The sequence below is a fragment of the Kribbella sp. NPDC054772 genome (assembly GCF_053611945.1).
The window spans coordinates 305,203-324,538 of sequence record NZ_JBSHBJ010000004.1 but is presented as its reverse complement, the minus strand read 5'-3'; the positions used below and the strand labels follow the sequence as shown (position 1 = coordinate 324,538).

Genomic DNA, 19,336 nt, shown 5'->3' with positions numbered 1-19,336 from the left:
ATGTCCCCGATGTACAAGGTGACGGTTCTCTACGGACCGCCGGACTCCCCCACAGAGTTCGATCGGTACTACGACGAGACGCACATCCCGCTGGCACAGAAGATGACCGGGCTGAAGCGCTGGACGGTGTGCCGCTTCGACCCGGCGCCGGACGGGACGCCGCCGCAGTACCACTACCAGGCGGAGCTGTACACGGACAGTCGCGCCGACCTCGAACTGGTGCTGGACTCGCAGGCAGGACAGGACGCCAACAGGGACCTGGAGAACTTCGCCACCGGCGGAGCGGTGTTCCTGTTCGGCGAGGAACGGGAGGTTCCGGTATGAGCATCGACGTGATCGTGGTCGGCCTCGGGTTCGGCGCCGACTTCGCCCCGATCTACCAGGCGCACCCCGACGTCGGCCGGGTCGCCCTCGTCGACGCGGATCCCGCCCGTACGGCGGCCGTCGCGGATCGACTCGGGATCTCGGAGCAGTTCGCCTCGCTCGACGACGCGCTCGCGGCGCCCGGGTGGGACGCCGTACACCTGCTGACGCCGGTGCGGTTCCACGCGTCGCAGGTGCAGCAGGTGCTGAAGTCGGGGCGGCACTGCGCGTCCGCCGTACCGATGGCGACGACGCTGGAGGATCTGGACGCGTTGATCGCCGCGCAGGACGATGCCCAGCGCAACTACATGATGATGGAGACCGCGGTGTACTCCCGCGAGTTCTTCCACGCCAAGCGGTTGCTGGACACCGGGAAGCTGGGCCGGTTGAGCTACTTCAAGGGCGACCACCTGCAGAACCTGGACGGGTACCCCGAGTACTGGCGCGGGTATCCGCCGATGCACTACGTCACCCACGCCCTCTCCCCCGCGCTGGCGCTGGCGGACACCCGTGTCGAGTCGGTGCGTTGCGTCGGCTCCAGCAAGCTCACGCCGGATCACGTCGGCGTCGCGGGCGACGGCTTCGGGACCGAGGCAGCGCTGTTCAAGCTGGCCGGCGACGACCTGGTCGCGAACGTGACGATGTCCTTCTTCCAGCTCGGCCGCAGCTACCTCGAGGGCTTCTCGGCGTACGGCGACGAGGGTGCGCTCGAGTGGCCGCAGCTCGAAGGCGGTCCGATGAAGGAGTTCGCGATGGAGCCGTTGGCCGAGGGACGGCGCGGCCGGGCCGTGACCGCGACGGACGTGGAGCCGGCCGGTGCACCGGAGCTGCTCCCCGAGGTCCTCCAGCCGTTCACCACAGGTGGACACGGCGGCTCCCACCCGCATCTGGTGCACGAGTTCGTCTCCAGCATCGTCGAGAACCGCAGTCCGCGGGTGGACGCCCGCACCGCGGCGACCTGGACGGCGCCCGGCATCTGCGCGCATCAGTCCGCGCTCCAGGGTGGCGCCGAGATCCAGGTACCGGACTACGGGGCTCGCTGATGCCCACGATCGCGCTCGTCGGGGCGCTCGACACGAAAGGAACGGAGTACGCCTTCCTCGCCGACTGTGTCGACGCGCTCGGCGCCACTCCGCTCCTGATCGATGTCGGCGTCCTCGACGAGCCCACGATCACCGCTGACATCCCGCGCGGACGTATCGCCGAACTGGGCGGCGGTTCGCTCACCGGGTTCCCTGACCGCAACACCGCCATGACCGTGATGGCGCGCGGCGCGGCGGTGGCCCTGGCAGCTCTTGTCGCCGACGACTCGCCCACGCGGATCGACGGTGTGCTCGCGGTCGGCGGGTCCAACGCGGCGTACGTGATGGCGGAGATCTGCGCGCGGCTGCCGTTCGGGTTCCCGAAGGTGCTGGTCTCGACGATCGCGGCCGGCGACACCCGCGCGTACGTCCGCGAGACCGACCTGACCCTGATGTACCCGGTCGTCGACATCAACGGTCTCAACCGCCTCAGCCGACGAGTACTCGCCAACGCCGCCGACGCCTGCGTCGGCATGGCTCGGAACCGGTACGTCGAGCCCTCGGACGGGGCACCGCTGGTCGGGGTGAGCATGTTCGGCGTCACCACCGCCGGCGGGTCCGCGATCGTCCGCGGTCTCGAGGAGCACGGCTTCGAAGCGCTGACGTTCCACTGCACCGGCGTCGGCGGGCGGACCCTCGAGTCGCTCGTCGGCAACGGGACGATCCAGGGCGTCGCGGATCTGACCACCACCGAGCTCGCCGACGAACTGGTCGGCGGTGTGTGCTCGGCCGGTCCCGACCGTTTGACGGCCGCGGCGCGGACCGGCGTACCGCAGGTGGTGAGTGTGGGCGCGCTCGACATGGTGAACTTCCGCGACACCGTGCCGCCGGAGTTCTCCGGACGGCAGCTGTACCCGCACAACCCGGCCGTGACGCTTATGCGCACGACGGCCGCCGAGTGCGCCGAACTCGGCCGCCGGATCGCGGCCCGCCTGAACCCGTCGACCGCACCGGCCGCCGTCCTGTTCCCGCATCGCGGCCTGTCCCAGCTGTCTGTCCCGGGCGGGGTCTTCCACGACCCGGCCGCGGACGCCGCGCTCTACCAGGCCCTGAAGGACAGGCTGCGGCCCGGCATCGATCTGTACGACTTCGACACCGACATCAACGACCCGGTGGTGTCCGCCACCGCCGTGGATCTGCTGGCCACCTGGCTGGAGAAGGAGACATCGTGAACACCAAGTCCCGCACCGAACTGCTGACCCGGTTCCGCCAGAAGGTCGCCGAGGGCCGCCCGATCATCGGTGGCGGCGCGGGCACCGGCCTGTCCGCCAAGTGCGCCGAGGCCGCCGGCCTCGACTTCGTCGTGATCTACAACTCCGGCCGCTACCGGATGGCCGGCCGCTCGTCGATGGCCGGCCTGATGCCGTACGGCGACGCGAACGCGATCGTGATGGAGATGGGCACCGAGGTGCTGCCGGTCACCGACCAGCTCCCGGTGATGGCCGGAGTCTGCGGGACCGATCCCTTCCGGGACATCCCGCGGTTCCTCGACCAGGTCAAGGCTGCCGGGTTCGCGGGGGTGCAGAACTACCCGACCGTGTGCCTGTTCGACGGCATGATCCGGGCGAACCTCGAAGAGACCGGCCTCGGCTTCTACCGCGAGGTCGAGATGGTCGCCGCCGCCCGCGAACGCGATCTGGTCACGCTCGCCTACGTGCACAGCGAGGACGAGGCGACGGCGATGACCGAGGCCGGCGCCGACATCCTGGTCCCGCACATGGGCCTGACCACGAGCGGCATGATCGGCGCCCGGACCGCGATCACCCTCGACGACTCCGTCGACCTGGTCACCCGCCTCCGGAACGCGATCTTCGCCGTCGACCCCGACGCCCTGGTCGTCTGCCACGGCGGCCCGATCGCCACCCCCGACGACGCCCGCCACATCCTCGAGAAGGTCGAAGGCATCGTCGGCTTCCTCGGCGCCTCCAGCATGGAACGCCTCCCCACCGAGGTAGCCATGGTCAACCACATGAGCTCGTACCACGCCATCCGCCCCACCCCCCGCTAGCCCCCGCCCCCTCGCCCCTCGCCCCTGCCCCGTTTGAGGGGCCGGCCCCTCAAACGGGACTGGCGGGCTAGGGGGTGATGAGGGGGGTTGTGGTGGTTAGTTCGAGGATTGTGTAGGAGCTGGGCGGGAGGTCCAGGGCTAGGTTGTCGTCGAGTTTGATCTCGTTGGAGTGTGGGTGGACGAGGTCGGGCTCGGCGAGGGTGTTCTTGGCCAGCGGGTCCTCGGTGTGCAGCTGGTGGATCTTGACCAGGTTGGTGAGCAGCGGCCGGCCCAGGTCGATCGACAGGGTCGCGGCGTTCTCGCGGTCGCGGTTGACGACGGAGAGCCAGACGGTGGTACTGCCGGGATCGGTCGAGGCGCTGACGTCGAGGGCCGGTAGCTCGATCGCGGTGCGCTCCAGGGTCTCGCCGGGGACGGTCCCACATGTGGCGTCGCCGGCGAGCGAGATGCTGCCGCTGTGGTGGCGTTGCATCTGGAGCGGCCAGTAGACGGTCTCGCGCACGACCTGGTCGTCGGTGACGACGAGTGCGCCGACGACATTGATGGTCTGGGCGAAGTTCGCGAGCGTGACGCTGTCGGACTGGCGCTGCATGACGTTCAGGAACGACGCGACCGCGAGCGCGTCGACCGTACGGTAGCGGGTCTCGCCCGGGCGCCACTTCGGGCTCATCTCGAAGCGGGTGGCGTCGGCGCAGTTCCATTCGGTGAATGCGAGCTCGGGCTTCGCCGTACCGGGCTTCTCGCGGGCGACCAGGTCCACGAGTCCCTGGATCGCGACGATCGCGGCCTCGGTACGGTGCGGACCGCTGAGGACGCGCGCGTAGTCGCCGTCCGCGGTGCTCGGGTCGAACGGCCAGTAGGTGTGCAGGGTCAGGTAGTCGATGTGGTCCCAAGCCTCGCGGAGCAGGGCGAGGTTCCAGTCGATCGACTGGTTCGGCTCGAAGCAGCCGATCGCGAGCACCTTGAGCGTCGGGTCGATCCGCTTGATCGCCTTCGCCCATTCACGGCAGCGGACGGCGTTCTCCTGCGGACCGAGCTGGCCGAGCTCCCACGGTCCCCATTCCTCGTTGCCGATCTGCCAGTACCGGACGTCGAACGGCTCGTCGTACCCGTGGGCGCGGCGCAGGTTCGCATACACCGAGTCGCCGGTGCCGTTGCAGTACTCGACCCAGTTGAGCGCTTCGCGCAGCGACCCGGTCCCGGTGGTCAGGTTGATCTGCGGCTCGGCCCCGATCCGCCAGCAGTAGGTGACGAACTCCGCCGTACCGAAACCGTTGCCGACGTCGTACCCGAAGTGCCAGTCGACGGTCCGCTCGCGATTGGGCCCGATCCCCCGCTCCCACTCGTACGACGTCCCGGTGCACCCGCCCGGCCAGCGGACCACGGGCGCGCCGAGGCCGGTGATCGCGTCGACCACCGGCGCGCGCAGGCCGTCGGCGTCCGCGTCCGGATGCCCCGGGTTGTGCAGGGCCTCGTCGGCCACCCAGCGGCGGCGGGACAGGAACTGGCCGTAGATCTCCGGCCGGATCGTCCCGTTGACCGTTCCGTGCAGGCTGAACGTCGCGGTGGTGCGCACTGATCATCCTTCCGTCAGACTTATCTTTGACTTGAAGATAAAGAGCCCACGCCGACGATGTCAACGTGTTGGACCGATCTGACCGACGGTGCTAGAACCGACCCCATGAAGGAGTTCGCGCGTTCTGCCCAGCTCAGCGACATCCGGCAGCAGAACTACTCGACGATCATGCGTGAGCTGATGCGCTCCGGGCCGACCGCCCGGACCGACCTCGCGGCCGCGATCGGGATGTCCACCGGCTCGGTCACCCGGCTGACCGGCGCGCTGGTCCGCTCCGGGCTGGTCCGGGAATCCGCCGAGCCGACGCAGCGCGGGATGGGCCGCCCGAAGGTGCCGGTCACCATCGACCAGTCGACGTACGGCGTGATCGGTGTGCACTTCGGCCTGCACCGGGTCAACATCTGCCTGACGGACCTCCGCGGGCAGTTGCTCGCCGAGGCCCACACGACAGAGCGCGCGACCAGCCTCGACCGGCTCGTCCGCAGTGCGGCTCGATCGGTGCGGAAGGTGATCGACAACCACGACATCACCGTTCTCGGCATCGGCGCGAGCACCGGTGGCTGGGTGAACAGCACGGACGGACAGGTGTACAGCCAGCCTGTGCTCGGCTGGCAGAACGCCCCACTCGCCTTGGCGCTGCGCGACCTGGTGGATCTGCCGGTCATCATCGATTCCCAGGTACGGGCGCTGGCGCTCGCCGAGCACTGGTTCGGCGCGGCGACGGGCGTGGATAACTTCATCCACCTGTTCGTCGGCAACGTCGTCGGCGCCGGGTTCGTGTTCAACGGATCGCCGTACCGCGGAGCGCACTCGGCCGCGGGCGGACTCGATCATCTACCGGTCACCGGCCGGTCCAGCGAGGTCTGCACCTGCGGCAACCGGAACTGCTTCGCGATGGTCGCCGGCGACCTCGAGACCGCCCGCCGGGCTCGCGCGGCCGGTCTGATCAGCGACGACCAGGAGGTGTACGACGTCTTCGCGCTCGCGGGAGCCGGTGACGCCCGGGCCCGCCGCCTGCTGCAGGACCGGGCCGGCGTCGTCGGGACGGCGACCGCGACCCTGATCGAGCTGCTCGATCCCGAACTGGTGGTCATCGGCGGTGGGGTGAGTGCCCCGGTCGACCACGTCTCGGTCGTGCGCGAGGTCGCGGAGGCCAAGCTGGCGGCGGGCCGGGGCGCTGCCGCGGCGACGAAGATCCTGCCGAGCGCGTTCGGCCCCCACGCGCTCGGCATAGCCGCCGCAGCGATCATGCTGGACGCCGTCTACCGCTCCCCCGAGGCACTCGTCCCGGCCCTCACCGCGAACGCCGACTAATACCGCAGTTCGATCAGGTTCACCGAGTGTGGTGGCAGTTCGGCGTCGACCTTCGGGCCCTTCCCGACGGTCTTCGTCGTGCGTTGCACCGGCTGCGCCTGATCGTTGTTGTACGCCGTGATGTCGTCGTCGGTCACCGTGGTCTGCAGTGCCGACTTCGCCGCCGGTCCACCGGCCGGATCGACCGTGATCGGCACGGTCTTGTCGAGACTCCGGTTCACGACCAACAGCTGTACGCCGCGGCTCGTCCGGGTCGCGGCGGCCACCACGGCCGTGTAGTTCCCACCAGGCAGTGTCGGATTGCCGCTCGTCGTCACCTTCCGTGGTGCCGCGCCGATCATGGGTGCGGCCAACGTCAGAGACAGCGACCGACCGGTGATGCCGAACCCCGGTGGGGATCCGAGGATGTTGCCCCAGTCCCGTTTCGCGGGGTCGTCGGCCGGCCCGCCGTTGAGGTTCGAGTTGATCGAGAGCCGGACGCCGTTCGTGATCTGCCCGATCAGCATCGTCGCCTCGTACACGTTGTGCATCTGCATCGCGGCGAAGTTGCTCGGCGTACTCACCCCGGTCGGACCGTTCTGGCTGATCGTGCCGTACTCCGTGACCGTCAGCGCGGGTCGCTTGCGCGGATCCGGGAAGTGCGTCGCGATCCGCTTCCGCAACTCGGCGAGCTGCGCGGTCGGTACGTCGCTGGCGTTCATCAGCTGCTGGTAGAGCTCCGTCGAGTCGTACGCGCCGTCCGCGTCACCACCCGCCTGATCGGTGTAGGAATGGATGCCGATGCAGTCGTACGGCCGGTTGCCCATGGCATCGACGAACTCCGGCTTGCCCCAGCCCGAGCACACCGTGATCTTCGGGTCGACCGCCTTCATCGCCTTCACGAAGTCCAGGAACCCGTCCTGCCGGCCGGTCGTGTACTCGATGCTCAGCGTCGCGCCCTTCGCCGGAATCACGCCGTGCGTCCCGTCGCCGAAGCTGACCGTCCCGTCGGTCTGACCGATCGCGTACACCTGATCGCTCGCCCCGGCCGTCGCCAGCGAGTCGACCCGAGTCCACGGCACGCCGTTCACGGTCAGCACCGGCTCCGCGATCGGCCCGGACTCGGCCGTCGCGTCAGCCGGCAGCGCGATCGGGTTGTACCGCGTGCGGTACGTCTGACCCGCGGCGCCCGTACCCGTCTTCCGGTTCACCAGATCGCACCCGCTGAACAGTCCGTCGTCGTTCTGGTACGTCGCCGACGCCGCGGTCTGCCGACTCCACCCGCCTTCGATGAACTGCTTCACCCGCGTCGGCTGGTCCTCGTCCCGCCAGTACCGCTGCCCGTCGAGGAAGGGCTCGTTCCCGTACTCCCAGGTCGTGATCCCGTACGGCGCGGGGTGCCCGTTGGCCGCCCGTACCTCGGCCCAGTCGGTGCCGCCGTTCGGGTTGGTCGCCGTACCGTCGCTGGGCGAGTTCATGTACTCGACGTAGTCCGCGGCGTCGCTCGCGGTCTGGTTGATCGACGGAACCATCACCATCGTCTTCGCGCCGAGCTGCGAGACGAGGGACTCCTCTTCGTCCGGCCCGAACCCGTTCCGCGCACCAGGCAGATTGCCGAACCGCACGGCGGCGAAACCGCCTGAGGTCTGGCACCCGCGCTGCGCGACCGGTCCGATCGCCTTCTTGAAGTCGAAGAAGTTCGCGACCGTACCGCCCGGGTAGCGGATCAGGTCGAGCTTCGCGGCCGCGGCGGCGTCGGCGAAACCGGCCGCTGGGCCCTGTGGCGCGGGATCCCAGGCGCCGAGCTCGTTGTCGATCCAGCGGGCGTTCGCGCCGAAGATCTCCGGCGTGATCGGCGGCGCCGGCACCCCGTCCGCCATCACCAGGGGCGCGTTGTCCACCCGGATCTCGACCCGAGGACCGGCGGCCGACGCCGGAATCCGGCTCAGCCCGACCGCGACCAGCACGAGCGCGATCGCACCTGCTGCCTTCCTCATCCGTGCACCTCCGCGAGCCCTCGTTCGTACGCCGCCTGCTGCACCTGCACCGCGCGGATCCGCTCGACGTCGAACTTGTCGGACCGGTCGAAGCCGTAGATCCCGTTCTGTTCCTGGAACACGTCGGTCAGCTGCGTGTAGCAGTAACCGAACATGTTCGGGTCCTCGAGCAGCACCCGCGTAAGCCCTTCGAACCGTTCGTAGAACTCCGTGAGCGACCCGACCCGTTGCCCGTAGCCCCACGACTCGCGCCGATCGGTGCCACTCGCCGACGCAGCTTCGACGTTCCACCAGATCCCGCCGTACTCGCTCACCATGTACGGCTGACCGCGGTACGGAAGCGACTGCCGCGCGCCTTCACGGCTCACGTTGCCGAACGGATCGCCCTGCGCAAGACCGGACTGCTGTACGGCGAACGCGCCCGGGTCCTGCTCGTAGGAGTGGCTGTCCCAGACGTCGGTCTCGGGCACCCGGTGGCTGTAACCGGACGCGTCGATCACCGGACGGGTGGGGTCCGCCGCCTTCGCCGCGCGGAACATCGCGCGAGTAACGTCGTCGAGCTGCGTCTCGCGATCGTGCAGGTCCTGGTGCGTCTCGTTGAGCGGGCACCAACCGATGATCGATGGGTGGTTGACGTCCCGCGCGACGACCTCCTGCCACTCGGCGACGTACGCCGTGGTGGGTTGCTGGTTGTTGCCCTTCGGGCCTTGTCCCTGGGCTCCCCAGTCGGGGAACTCGCCCCAGACCAGGTAGCCCAGGCGGTCGGCGTGGTACAGGTACCGCTCCTCGAAGACCTTCTGGTGCAGGCGGGCGCCGTTGAATCCGGCCGCGAGACCGAGTTCGATGTCACGCACCAGCGCCTCGTCGGTCGGCGCGGTCATCAGGCCGTCCGGCCAGTAGCCCTGGTCGAGGACGAGCCGCTGGAAGACCGGTTCGCCGTTCAGCAGGAACTTGTTCCCCTCGATCGCGACCGATCGCAGGCCGGCGTAACTCTCGACCTCGTCGAGCACCTCACCGTCGTCCAGGACGAACCGCAGTCCGTAGAGGTGCGGATCCGCCGGACTCCACAGGCGCCGGCGGTCAGCGGGTACCGGGAGCACACAGGTCGCGGTGAAGTCGGTGCCGACAGCAACTTCCTCGGACGAGATCACGCCGTCCGCATCGGTGAGTTCGACGGTCAGCCGCTGGCCGCGCCGTGGGGCGTCGATCGGCGCGGTGACGATGAAGCGTGAGTTCGCGACGTCGGGTGTGATGCGCGGGCGCTGCACGTACGAGCGGCCGACGGGCTCGAGCCAGACGGTCTGCCAGATGCCGGTCGTGCGGGTGTAGTAGCAGCCGGTGTTCTCGTACCAGGTCGCCTGCTTGCCGCTTGCCTGGACGCCGGTCCGCGAATCACGCGCCCGGACCACGATCGTCGCGCTGGAGCCGTCGAGCACCTCGGTGATGTCGAACGCGAACGGTGTCGACCCACCGCGGTGCCGCCCGACCTCAACGTCGTTCACCCACACGGTCGTGTCGTGGTCTACCGCCTGGAAGTGCAGCAGGATCCGCTGGCCACCCCAGGTCGGGTCGATCCTGACCTCACGCCGATACCAGACGGCGTCCATGAAGTCGGTGTTCCCGATCCCGGACAACTCCGACTCCGGCGCGAACGGCACCAGGATCTCCCGGCTGTACGGCGTACTCCGCAGCCCGCGTTGCAGCCCGGTGTCGCTGTGGTCGATCTCGAAATCCCAGGTCCCGTTCAGCGACTGCCAGCGCTTCCGCCGCCACTGCGGTCTCGGGTACTCCGGACGTGTCTCCATGCAGCTGTGTCCTCTCAAGCGGGGATCAAGCTCGGACGCGGCGGCTGAGCCGCAACTCCGCGTCGAGACCGGTACGGCGAGCCGTCTGTGCCGCCACGCGCAGCGCGACCGGCCCGCCTCGATGGGTGTGCTCCTGCAGGTACTGCACATCGGTCAGATCGGCGCGCCACGCCAGCAGTGCCTCGAGCAGCTGCTGCCGGACCTCCACCTGGTCTGACCAGTGGTCGTGCTGCTCGCGCGGATCGGCCCGCCGGTCGAAGAGCCGGCCGGTGCCTGTCTCCGGGTAGTACTCGAGCTTCCAGTCATCCGTTGCCAACGCCAACGACCTGTGCAGGACGGATGCCGCGCACCCGCGCTTCTCGGATCCGAGTAAGTCGAAGCCTTGCAGCGTCGGTGCCTCGACGCCTGCGGCCGCCGCGAAGGTGGCCGTGAGGTCGGTGGTCATCGCCCAGTCGCCGACCGATCCCGGTGGGATCACACCCGGCCAGCGCATGATCAGCGGGATCCGCCAGGACTCGTCGTGGAAGGTGTGCTTGTCGTTGAAGCCGTGGTCGTAGTACTGCTGACCGTGATCCGTCGTGAAGACGACCAGCGTCTCGTCGGCGTCCACGTGATCGAGCAGGCGGCCGATCTGCGCGTCGCAGTACGCGGCGAGGCCGTAGTACAACCGCCGCTGTTGGTCGACCACGTCGAGGTCGAGCGACCCGTCCTCCCGCTCGGCCTCGTCCGCCTCCACGCCGCGCCGACCTACCAGTCGTTGCAGGTGCTCAGGGTGACGCGCCTCTTCGCCGGGTTCGTAGTTCAACGGCGGGAGCTCGATGTCGTCGAAGAGCCTGGCCCACTCCCCCGGCGGGTCGAGTGGCGAGTGCGGGCTCGGTAGTGAGCAGAACGCGAAGTACGGCTGGTCCGGCTCGGCGGCTCGATGCCGGTCGATGGCGTCGATCGTCCGGTCGACGAGGAAGGCGTCGCAGAACAGGTCCGGCGGGATCGGGTTCGGATGCGCCGACGCCCGGTCGAACCCGTGCCGGGCCAGGTGCTTCGCATAGTCGTCCGAGACGGCGGCGCCTTTCTCGCCGCCGAGGATGCTCTCGTCGTCGAACGCTGCCGGACCACCGAAGTGCGTCTTGCCGACCATGATCGTGTGGTAGCCGGCGCCGCTCAGCAGTTCCGGCAGCGTGACGAGGTCCGCCCGCCGCGAGATCCCGTTCTCGATGCACCCGTGGATCGGCGTGTGCGTTCCGGTGAGCAGGCTCGCGCGGGCCGGCGTACACACTGGCGCCGTCGTGTGGGCCTGCTCGTAGCGGACGCCCTCGGCCGCGAGCTGATCGAGATTCGGTGAGACGGCATGCGGTGCGCCGTAGCAGGACAGGGTGTCGCACCGTGAGCTGTCCGTCATCACCAGCAGGATGTTCGGTCGGCGGGCGGTCATCTCAGGCAGGCTGGTTCGGCATCGACTCGCGGGCGGCGAGTACGTCGCCGTACGGGATCACGCCGACCGAGTCGGCCCAGGTCTGCCACCGTCCGGCGAGGTCCGCCACCCGTTCCGGTTGGTCACCGGACAGGTCGTGGCTCTCACTGCGGTCGCTCGCCAGGTCGTACAGCTCCCAGGCACCCTCGTGCTCCCGGACCAACTTCCACTGCCCCGACCGAACCGCCGCGTTCCCGATGTGCTCCCAGAACAGGTCGTGCTCCGTCGCCGGCCCACCCCGGAGCAGTTCGAGCATGCTGTGACCGGGCAAGGCCGGCAACTGCTCCCCGTCCCGCTCGGTCAACGCCGGTACGCCGGTTGCCTCGAGCAACGTCGGCGCGATGTCGGTCAACTGGTTCGGCGCGTCGACGACGGTGTCGTTCAGTTCGCCCGCGGGCCAGGAAACGATGAGCGGAGTCGCGATGCCGCCCTCGTGCACCCAGCGCTTGTACAGGCGGAACGGGGTGTTCGAGAGGTTCGCCCACGCCTGGCCGTAGCTGGTGTACGTGTCCGCGGTCCCGGGCCGGATGTCGGGCGAGTTGCCGACGCGCATCGGCGTACCGTCCGGGGCGCTTGGCGGGATGATCAGGTGGTGCTGCCGGAACCGCGCGGCCGCCTCGGGGGCGCTGTTCAGCTCCTCGGCGCAGCCGCCGTTGTCGGACAGGAAGAGCACGATGGTGTTATCGCGCTGGCCGGTCTCGTCGAGGGCGGTGAGGATCGTCCCGACCGCACGGTCCATCGCGCGGACCTGCGCGGCGTACGCCTCCATGCGCTCGAGCTGCCACTTCTGCTCGGGCTCGTCCGACCAGGCGGGAACCTCCGGGTCGCGGCGGTCGAGGGTCGCGTCGTCGGCGCAGATTCCGGCGTCGAGCTGACGCTGCCGACGGCGCGTGCGCAGTACGTCCCAGCCTTCGTCGAAGTTGCCACGCGTCTCGGCGAGATCGTCCTCCTTGGCGTGCAGCGGCCAGTGCGGCGCGGTGAAGGCGACGTACCCGAAGAAGGGGCGATCGCCACCGGCCGCATCGCGGATCGCGGTGGCGGCGTGCGAACCGATCTCGTCGGTGTAGTAGAAGTCCGGCCCGAGCTCCGACAGCGGTACGGGCGTCTCTCCGTCGTGGAGCGTGGTGGTCTGGAAGTAGCTGCCGGCGCCGCTGATCGTGCCCCAGAAACGCTCGAACCCGCGACGGGTCGGCCAGGTGTCGGTCGGGCGCTCACGCTCGTTCGACAGGTGCCATTTGCCGGTCATGTGCGTGTGGTAGCCGGCCGCGCGGAACGTCTCGGCGAGGGTCGCGGACTGCTGCGTGAGGCTTCCCGGATACCCACCGGGTCCGTCGTTGTTGACGAGCTCGGCGACTCCGGTCTGGTGCGGGTGTAAGCCGGTCAGCAACGAAGCACGGGACGGGCTGCAGCGGGCCGTGTTGTAGAAGTTCGTCAGCCGGGCACCGCCCGCGGCGAGACCGTCGATGTTCGGGGTGCCGATCTCGCCGCCGTAGCAGCCGATATCGGAGTACCCCATGTCGTCGACCAGGATGATGAGGACGTTCGGTCGCGCAGATCCCATGAAAACCTCGCTGTCTAGTGTGTGTGATCAGGCCCAGTGCGGCAGCGCGGCGAGCATGCCACCGTCGACCGGGAGGGACACGCCGGTCACGGCGCGGGACTCGGGTCCGAGGAGGAAGGCGACGACCTGCGCCACGTCCTCCGCGGTGACGAAGCGGCCGAGCGGATGGTTGGCGAGCAGCTCGGCCGACGCGTCCGGATCGGACCACCGGGCCTTGTTCCGCTCCACCGGCACGAAGCCCGGCAGTACGGCATTGCACCGCACCCCGCGCCGACCCCACTCCACCGCACCAGCCCGCACAAGCGCGTCCAGTGCCGCCTTACCCATCGCGTACGCCGCCATACCCGCCGATGCCCGCTGCGCATGCACGCTGGAGATGTGGACGATCGACGCCTCATCGCTGCTCGCACCGACCAACGCCGTACTCCACGCCCACGCCGCAGCGACCTGTACGTCGAACACCTCGGCGAGCGCCAGCTCGCCAAGGGTCTCCAGCGCGCCACGGTGCTCAGCCAGCGTCGCGGTCACCAGGCCACGCGGCTGTCCGAGAGCGCACGCTACTCCGACCGCACGGCTGACGATTGATTCGTCGCGAACGTCGCCGACGATCCACTCCACCCCGTCGAGGCCGGTCGGCTTGTCCACCAGGTCGACGCCGACCACGGCCCAGCCCTGTTTGGCGAGCGTCGACACCGCCGCCGAGCCGATACCGCCACCGGCTCCGGTGACGAGCGCGACCGGCCTCATCCCTTCAGGCCCGAGGTCGCGACGCCGTCGACGATCTTCCGCTGGAACGTGACGAACAGGACGAGCGGCGGAACGAGCGCAAGGGTGCTCATGGCAAGCATCGGCCCCCACGACGAGTCACCTGTCGAGTCGAGGAACTGCCGCAGGCCGAGCGGCACGGTGAACAGCTCCACGTCGTTCAGGTAGATGAGCTGCTTGAAGAAGTCGTTGTACGTCCAGATGAACGTGAAGATGATCGTGGTCACCAACGCCGGCCGCAACAGCGGGAAGACGATGTGGCGGTAGATCTTCCACGGCGAACACCCGTCCAGCCGCGCCGCCTCGTCCAGCTCGCGCGGCAGCGAGCGGATGAACTGCACCATCAGCAGCACGAAGAACGCGTCGACGGCGAAGAAGTGCGGTACGAAGAGCGGGTAGAACGTGTTCACCCACCCGAGCTTGTTGAACAGGATGTACTGCGGCACCAGCGTCACGTGCGTCGGCAGCATCAGCGTCACCAGCATCGTCGCGTACGCGATCCGGCGGCCGAAGAAGTTCAGCCGCGCGAACGCGAAGGCGGCCAGACTGCAGGAGATCACGTTGCCGATGATCGCCAGCACCGAGATGAACAACGAGTTCTCGATGAAGATGCTGAACGCGGTGGACACGCCCTTCCAGCCCTGGGCGTAGTTCGACGGCTCGAAGTGCTTCGGGATCAGGCCCGGCTGCGAGAAGATCTCGGCGGTCGGCTTGAAGGAGCTCGCCACCATCCACACCAGCGGATAGAGCATGACGAGCGTGACGACGATCAGCGCGAAGTGCGCGAGCAGGCGCTTTCGCTCAGTTCTCATAGTGCACCCAGTACCGGCTGAAGATGAAGTTGACGGCGACGACGGCGCCGGCCAGCAGCACCAGCATCCAGGCCATCGCCGCGGCGTAGCCCATGTCGAAGTTCACGAAACCCTCCTGGTAGAGGTACAGGGAGTAGAACATCGTGGAGTCGGCCGGGCCGCCCGAACCGTCGCTGATGATGAACGCCGGCGCGAAGGCCTGGAACGACCGGATCAGTTGCAGCGTGAGGTTGAAGAACAGGATCGGGCTCAGCAGCGGCATCGTGATGCTCCAGAACTGCCGGGACTTGCTGGCGCCGTCCACCTGCGCGGCCTCGTAGAACTCCCGCGGGATCTGCCGGAGTCCGGCGAGGAAGATCACCATCGGCGCGCCGAACTGCCACACCTCGAGCGCGATCAGCGTGCCGAGCGCGGTGTGCGGCTCGGAGATCCACGACGGTCCGTGGATGCCGACCAGGGCGAGGATCTGGTTCACCAGTCCGTCGCCGTTGAACACCTTCCGCCACAGCACCGCGATCGCGACACTGCCGCCGAACAGCGACGGCAGGTAGATCGCCGACCGGTAGAAGTCCAGTCCGCGCAGACCACGGTTGAGTACGACGGCCACCGCCAGCGCGAACGCGAGACTGAGCGGCGTACCCACGAACACGTAGATCGCGGTCACCTTCAGCGATTGCAGGAAGAGCGGGTCCTCGCCGAACATCCGGCTGAAGTTGCCCCACCCGATCCACTTCGGGGCGGTCAGCAGGTCGTACTTGGTGAAGGCGAGGTACAGCGACATCAGCATCGGCCCGGCGGTGAACGCCAGGAAGCCGATCAGCCAGGGCGCGAGGAACAACAACGCCCAGCCGTTCTGATACCGGTTCCGCCGCCCGCTACGCATCGCCGGAAACGCGACAGCCACAACTACTCCTCTCCGATTCTCGTCAACTCGACACCGATACCCGGTCCGACCGGGCGCAGCATGCCGTCGATCACTGTCTCGGCAGGCTCGACGAACGTACGGCGCTCCGTCTCGCCCCACGCGTACTCGAGCCACCCACCGGCACCACCCAGCCCGGCGAGATGCGCGGCATGCGCGGTCCCCACCGGTCCGCTCGGATTGTGAAACGTCAACTGCGTGTCCTCGATCGCCTCGGCGATCCGCGCGACACCGACCGGTCCGCCCGCATGTTTCGGATCGACCAGCCAGTACGCCAACGCCCCTCCGGCACAGGCCGCCGCGGCAGCCTCCGGTTGCCAGACGTGCTCCCCCGCCGCCAACGGCAGACCGGTCGCCGCCGCAGTGTCCAACGCCGCCCGGTCATCGACGTGCACCAGGTCCTCGACCCAATACAGATCCAGACGAGTCAGCTCGCGGGCAACCGCGGCCAGGCACTCCGGAGGCACCAGGTGATGGCAATCGACCATCAGCCGCACGCCGTCCGGGATCGCCTCCCGCACTGTCGCCACCAGCTCGAGGCCGGCGTCGATCAGCTGCGTCCCGGACAGGCCGCGTGCCCGGTTGTCCAGGAACGGCGCCACCTTCACCGCCGAGAACCCGTTGCGCACGGCCCCCAACGCCTCACTGACGATCGCGTCCGTGCCGTCCGCGCCGAACCGCCGGTTCAGGTTCGCGTACAACCGGACCGGCTGCGGCTCGCCCAGACCGAGTGACGCCGACAGCGACCGGCCTTCGCGACGCGCGATCAGGTCGGCGAACGCCGCGTCGTACCCGCTGAGCACCGTTGACCAGAGGAACGAGTCGGGGCGACCGGCCGACCAGAGCGCGGTCCGCGCCTGCTCCAGCGGGCGTCCGACTACGGAGGCCTCCAGCGATCGCGCGGCGGGCAGCAGCACGTCCAGAGGTCCGCCGTCGGACAGCTCGCCGACGCCACGGATGCCGTCGGCAACCAGTTCGACCGTCACCCAGGTACTTCGCGGCGACGCCCGGTGCGCGCGCACGACCGCGGATTCGACGTACACGTCGGTCTCCATGAGCATCACCCGTACCGCAGCTCGAGCAGGCCCGGGACGAAGTCCGCCGGCGCCGCGTAGATCCGCTCGAGGATCACGCTCGCGGCCGAGACCGCCACGCCATCGGTGCCGAAGGCGCTCAACCGCACCACCGAGTCCACGTCCACCGGACGCTTGTCCTGCAAGTACGCACGCGCCCCACGCTGAACCGACCGCAGGTACTCCGGCGCGTCCACCACACCGCCGCTGACCACCACGACCTCCGGATCGAGCATGTCGATCAACGTCCCCGCGGCGACGCCCACGAGCTCCGCCCGCGCAACCAGCAGACGGTCCGCATGGACGTCGTGGGTGCGCGCGGCCTGCACGAGTTGTTCCAACGTCCCGCGCGTGCCGATCAACCCCTGCTCGCGGGCTTGCGCCAGTACGGCCAGGTCGCTGGCCGCCACGTGCAGACAGTCGCGCCGGCCGCAGGAGCAGGCCTCGGCGGCTGTCACGCCGACTGACAGATGGTCGACAGTGCCCGCCGCCGCCCGGTGCCCGGGGAACACCTGCCCGCCGAGCACGAAGCCAGCTCCGACCACGTTCCCGACGAACAGCCCGATCAGGTCGTCGACCCCTTGGGCGCCGCCGAACCAACGCTCCGCCATCGCCAGACAGCGGAAGCTCGAGTCGACCTCGGTCGGCAGTCCGAGCCCACCACCGAGCGCATCCCGCAGCGGTACGTCGCGCCACCGCAGTACCCGATGCGCGCGCACCACACCGGCCTCGCGATCAACCCAGCCACCCGTGCTGGCCCCGACTCCGAGAACCGTCCCCGGGTTGCGTGCGACCAGCTCCTGGACTCCCTCGACCGCCTGCGCGACGAGGGGCTCGAACGCGCGCCGGCCCCGGTGCGGCAGCCGTACCTCGGCGAGCAGGGTCCCGCGGAGATCCAGCAGGCACACCGTCGTACGACGGAGCCCGAAGTGCACACCCACCACGCGATGGGTCCGCTCGTCCACCACCATCGGCGTCCGCGGCCGGCCGAGCGCTCCGTGTCCCGTCTCCGCCGGCAGCTCACGCAGCAGACCCGCCGCACTCAGCAGACTGGTCAGCTTCGTCATCGTCCCGGTCGCCATCCCGGTCAGCCCGGACAGCTCCGACCGCGCGATCGGCCCGTGCCGCATGACCGCGCGCAGGATCGCCGAGTAGTTCTGCTGCCGGACGTCGAACGGCTGCGCGGTCCGCAACCGTCCACGGTCCAGCCGCAGCTCCCAGGCGGCGCCCGCGGCACCTTCGGTCACTTCAACGCGGCCTTCGCATCGGAGAAGAACTTGGTCACCGCCTGCGACACGGAGCTCTTGCCGAAGCCGACAACCTCGTTCGCGTTCGGCAGCGAGGTCTGCAGCAGCTTGCTCGCACCGGGCGGGTACATCTGCAGCGCCGCCGGACCCTTGGATGCGACCAGCGCGTAGTTGTCCAGCACGAGCTTGTTCAGACCGGTCGCGGACTTCGCGACCTCGCCCCGGATGTCTTCCGGAATCGGGACGCCGCGGGCCAGACCCATCGCGTTCGCGGCCTCCGGCTTGCTGGTCAGGTACTTCAGCATCGCCACGGCGCCCTCGATGTTCTTCGACTTCGGCGAGATCGCGAACCAGCCGGCCGGGATGATGTTCGTCCCCGGCTCGGACCCGGCACCGCCGGACGGGAACGTCCCGAGGCTGAGCGTGTCCTTGGTCAGACTCTGCATCGACGGCAGCCCCCGCGACGTCGCAGTCCCGGTGTACGCCGCCTTGCCAACGGTCACCGGGTCGTTCTGGAACCCGGTCGCCGCCGCGGTCACCGGCATCTGGACAGCGGACCCGTTGCTGCGCAGGTCCTGCCACATCTGCAGCCACGCGGCCAGGTCGTCCTCGCTGAACCCGAGCGTGTTTCCCTCGCTGAACAGTGCCTTGCCGCGGCCGCGCAGGAAGGATTCGAACTGGATCGCGCCGCCGCCGAGGTCCGCCGTACCGGCGAGCCTGTGACCGCTCTTGCCCCAGACATCGGCCATCGTCGACTTGAACTGGTCGAGGGTCCAGTCCGGGCCGGGCGCGGACAGACCGAGGGGCTTGAGTTTGGTCGTGTTGACGATGATGGCCGGCTGGGTCGCGGCGCCGAGCAGTGCGAAGTAGTACTTGCCGTCGGACTTGGTGGTGGTGGCGACGTAGTCCGGCATCTTGTCCAGACCGAGGTCGTCCTTGTACTGGTCCAGCGGCGCGACCGCACCGCGCTTGATGTACTCCATCAGGTACGGCAGGTGGATCTGGAACACGTCCGGAGGGTTGCCCCCGGCAACGCGGGTCGCGAGCTTGTCGTAGTACCCCGAGAAGCCGGAGTACTGCGGGTTGACCTTGGCGGCGCCCTCGGTCTTCTGGAACAGGTCGAGCGCCGCGATCAGCTTCTTGTTCTGGTCGCCCTCGCCCCAGAACATCACGTCCAGCGCCGCGGTCGACCCACCGCCCGACGACGACTTGCTGCCGCCGCCGAGGCCGCGCCCGCAGGAGGCGACGGCGGTGACTCCGGCCGCCGCGGCCCCGAACCGCAGCAGTGTCCGGCGGGACAGCGGGGTGCCGTTGCTCATGATGTGCCCTTCGCTTTCGATGCAGGGATTCGGTGCAGGGTCTGG

The 19,336-nt window shown here is 68.9% G+C and carries 16 protein-coding genes; 5 read left to right on the top strand and 11 right to left on the bottom strand.

Features of this window, described 5'->3' with window-relative positions; translation table 11 throughout:
* The first annotated feature begins 9 nt into the window (after positions 1-9).
* The 4 genes from ACWGID_RS09645 to ACWGID_RS09630 are packed head-to-tail and all read left to right on the top strand — an operon-like array spanning position 10 to position 3,453.
* Entirely contained in the window at positions 10-324 is a 315-nt protein-coding gene (locus ACWGID_RS09645; RefSeq protein WP_452195978.1) for an EthD family reductase, read from the top strand.
* A complete protein-coding gene (locus ACWGID_RS09640) occupies positions 321-1,406 on the top strand; it encodes a Gfo/Idh/MocA family protein (RefSeq protein WP_452195977.1) in 1,086 nt (361 codons plus the stop codon). Before ACWGID_RS09645 ends, ACWGID_RS09640 begins: the two co-directional genes overlap by 4 nt.
* Complete coding sequence (locus ACWGID_RS09635) at positions 1,406-2,617, top strand: Tm-1-like ATP-binding domain-containing protein (protein WP_452195976.1); 1,212 nt, start codon at positions 1,406-1,408, stop codon at positions 2,615-2,617. The genes ACWGID_RS09640 and ACWGID_RS09635 overlap by 1 nt, the downstream gene beginning before the upstream one ends.
* Positions 2,614-3,453, top strand: a complete 840-nt coding sequence (locus tag ACWGID_RS09630; RefSeq protein ID WP_452195975.1) for a phosphoenolpyruvate hydrolase family protein — start codon at positions 2,614-2,616, stop codon at positions 3,451-3,453. The genes ACWGID_RS09635 and ACWGID_RS09630 overlap by 4 nt, the downstream gene beginning before the upstream one ends.
* Positions 3,454-3,520: 67 nt before the next feature.
* On the opposite strand, the gene ACWGID_RS09625 is transcribed toward ACWGID_RS09630, so the two are convergent.
* On the bottom strand, positions 3,521-5,029 hold the full coding sequence (locus ACWGID_RS09625) for an alpha-L-arabinofuranosidase C-terminal domain-containing protein (RefSeq protein WP_452195974.1): 1,509 nt from the start codon (positions 5,027-5,029) through the stop codon (positions 3,521-3,523).
* A 105-nt stretch (positions 5,030-5,134) separates the two neighbouring features.
* Here ACWGID_RS09625 and ACWGID_RS09620 point away from each other — a divergent pair, with 105 nt between their 5' ends.
* Positions 5,135-6,343, top strand: coding sequence for an ROK family protein (locus ACWGID_RS09620; protein ID WP_452195973.1), 1,209 nt, complete (start codon positions 5,135-5,137; stop codon positions 6,341-6,343).
* On the opposite strand, the gene ACWGID_RS09615 is transcribed toward ACWGID_RS09620, so the two are convergent.
* The 10 genes from ACWGID_RS09615 to ACWGID_RS09570 are packed head-to-tail and all read right to left on the bottom strand — an operon-like array spanning position 6,340 to position 19,291.
* Positions 6,340-8,319 carry a hypothetical protein gene (locus tag ACWGID_RS09615; RefSeq protein WP_452195972.1) on the bottom strand — a complete coding sequence of 660 codons (1,980 nt, stop codon included), beginning with the start codon at positions 8,317-8,319 and terminating at the stop codon, positions 6,340-6,342. The genes ACWGID_RS09620 and ACWGID_RS09615 overlap by 4 nt on opposite strands.
* Positions 8,316-10,124, bottom strand: coding sequence for a glycoside hydrolase family 2 protein (locus tag ACWGID_RS09610; RefSeq protein WP_452195971.1), 1,809 nt, complete (start codon positions 10,122-10,124; stop codon positions 8,316-8,318). Before ACWGID_RS09610 ends, ACWGID_RS09615 begins: the two co-directional genes overlap by 4 nt.
* Positions 10,125-10,149: 25 nt before the next feature.
* Complete coding sequence (locus ACWGID_RS09605; RefSeq protein ID WP_452195970.1) at positions 10,150-11,553, bottom strand: sulfatase family protein; 1,404 nt, start codon at positions 11,551-11,553, stop codon at positions 10,150-10,152.
* A gap of 1 nt (position 11,554) precedes the next feature.
* Positions 11,555-13,153 carry an arylsulfatase gene (locus tag ACWGID_RS09600; protein ID WP_452195969.1) on the bottom strand — a complete coding sequence of 533 codons (1,599 nt, stop codon included), beginning with the start codon at positions 13,151-13,153 and terminating at the stop codon, positions 11,555-11,557.
* 27 nt (positions 13,154-13,180) lie between these two features.
* Positions 13,181-13,900, bottom strand: a complete 720-nt coding sequence (locus ACWGID_RS09595) for an SDR family NAD(P)-dependent oxidoreductase (RefSeq protein WP_452195968.1) — start codon at positions 13,898-13,900, stop codon at positions 13,181-13,183.
* Positions 13,897-14,730: a carbohydrate ABC transporter permease gene (locus tag ACWGID_RS09590; RefSeq protein ID WP_452195967.1), complete on the bottom strand. Its 834-nt coding sequence runs from the start codon at positions 14,728-14,730 to the stop codon at positions 13,897-13,899. The genes ACWGID_RS09595 and ACWGID_RS09590 overlap by 4 nt, the downstream gene beginning before the upstream one ends.
* On the bottom strand, positions 14,720-15,634 hold the full coding sequence (locus ACWGID_RS09585; RefSeq protein WP_452195966.1) for a carbohydrate ABC transporter permease: 915 nt from the start codon (positions 15,632-15,634) through the stop codon (positions 14,720-14,722). The genes ACWGID_RS09590 and ACWGID_RS09585 overlap by 11 nt, the downstream gene beginning before the upstream one ends.
* Before the next feature lie 2 nt (positions 15,635-15,636).
* Positions 15,637-16,707: a mandelate racemase/muconate lactonizing enzyme family protein gene (locus ACWGID_RS09580; protein ID WP_452195965.1), complete on the bottom strand. Its 1,071-nt coding sequence runs from the start codon at positions 16,705-16,707 to the stop codon at positions 15,637-15,639.
* A 5-nt stretch (positions 16,708-16,712) separates the two neighbouring features.
* A complete protein-coding gene (locus ACWGID_RS09575; RefSeq protein ID WP_452195964.1) occupies positions 16,713-17,972 on the bottom strand; it encodes an ROK family protein in 1,260 nt (419 codons plus the stop codon).
* Positions 17,969-19,291, bottom strand: coding sequence for an ABC transporter substrate-binding protein (locus ACWGID_RS09570; protein WP_452195963.1), 1,323 nt, complete (start codon positions 19,289-19,291; stop codon positions 17,969-17,971). Before ACWGID_RS09570 ends, ACWGID_RS09575 begins: the two co-directional genes overlap by 4 nt.
* Between the last annotated feature and the right edge of the window lie 45 nt (positions 19,292-19,336).

Coding starts and splice junctions, on each gene's coding strand:
- ACWGID_RS09645 (WP_452195978.1), top strand. CDS start 10: ATGTACAAGGTGACGGTTCTCTACGGACCGCCGGACTCCCCCACAGAG.
- ACWGID_RS09640 (WP_452195977.1), top strand. CDS start 321: ATGAGCATCGACGTGATCGTGGTCGGCCTCGGGTTCGGCGCCGACTTC.
- ACWGID_RS09635 (WP_452195976.1), top strand. CDS start 1,406: ATGCCCACGATCGCGCTCGTCGGGGCGCTCGACACGAAAGGAACGGAG.
- ACWGID_RS09620 (WP_452195973.1), top strand. CDS start 5,135: ATGAAGGAGTTCGCGCGTTCTGCCCAGCTCAGCGACATCCGGCAGCAG.
- ACWGID_RS09615 (WP_452195972.1), bottom strand. CDS start 8,319: ATGAGGAAGGCAGCAGGTGCGATCGCGCTCGTGCTGGTCGCGGTCGGG.
- ACWGID_RS09610 (WP_452195971.1), bottom strand. CDS start 10,124: ATGGAGACACGTCCGGAGTACCCGAGACCGCAGTGGCGGCGGAAGCGC.
- ACWGID_RS09605 (WP_452195970.1), bottom strand. CDS start 11,553: ATGACCGCCCGCCGACCGAACATCCTGCTGGTGATGACGGACAGCTCA.
- ACWGID_RS09600 (WP_452195969.1), bottom strand. CDS start 13,153: ATGGGATCTGCGCGACCGAACGTCCTCATCATCCTGGTCGACGACATG.
- ACWGID_RS09595 (WP_452195968.1), bottom strand. CDS start 13,900: ATGAGGCCGGTCGCGCTCGTCACCGGAGCCGGTGGCGGTATCGGCTCG.
- ACWGID_RS09590 (WP_452195967.1), bottom strand. CDS start 14,730: ATGAGAACTGAGCGAAAGCGCCTGCTCGCGCACTTCGCGCTGATCGTC.
- ACWGID_RS09580 (WP_452195965.1), bottom strand. CDS start 16,707: ATGGAGACCGACGTGTACGTCGAATCCGCGGTCGTGCGCGCGCACCGG.
- ACWGID_RS09570 (WP_452195963.1), bottom strand. CDS start 19,291: ATGAGCAACGGCACCCCGCTGTCCCGCCGGACACTGCTGCGGTTCGGG.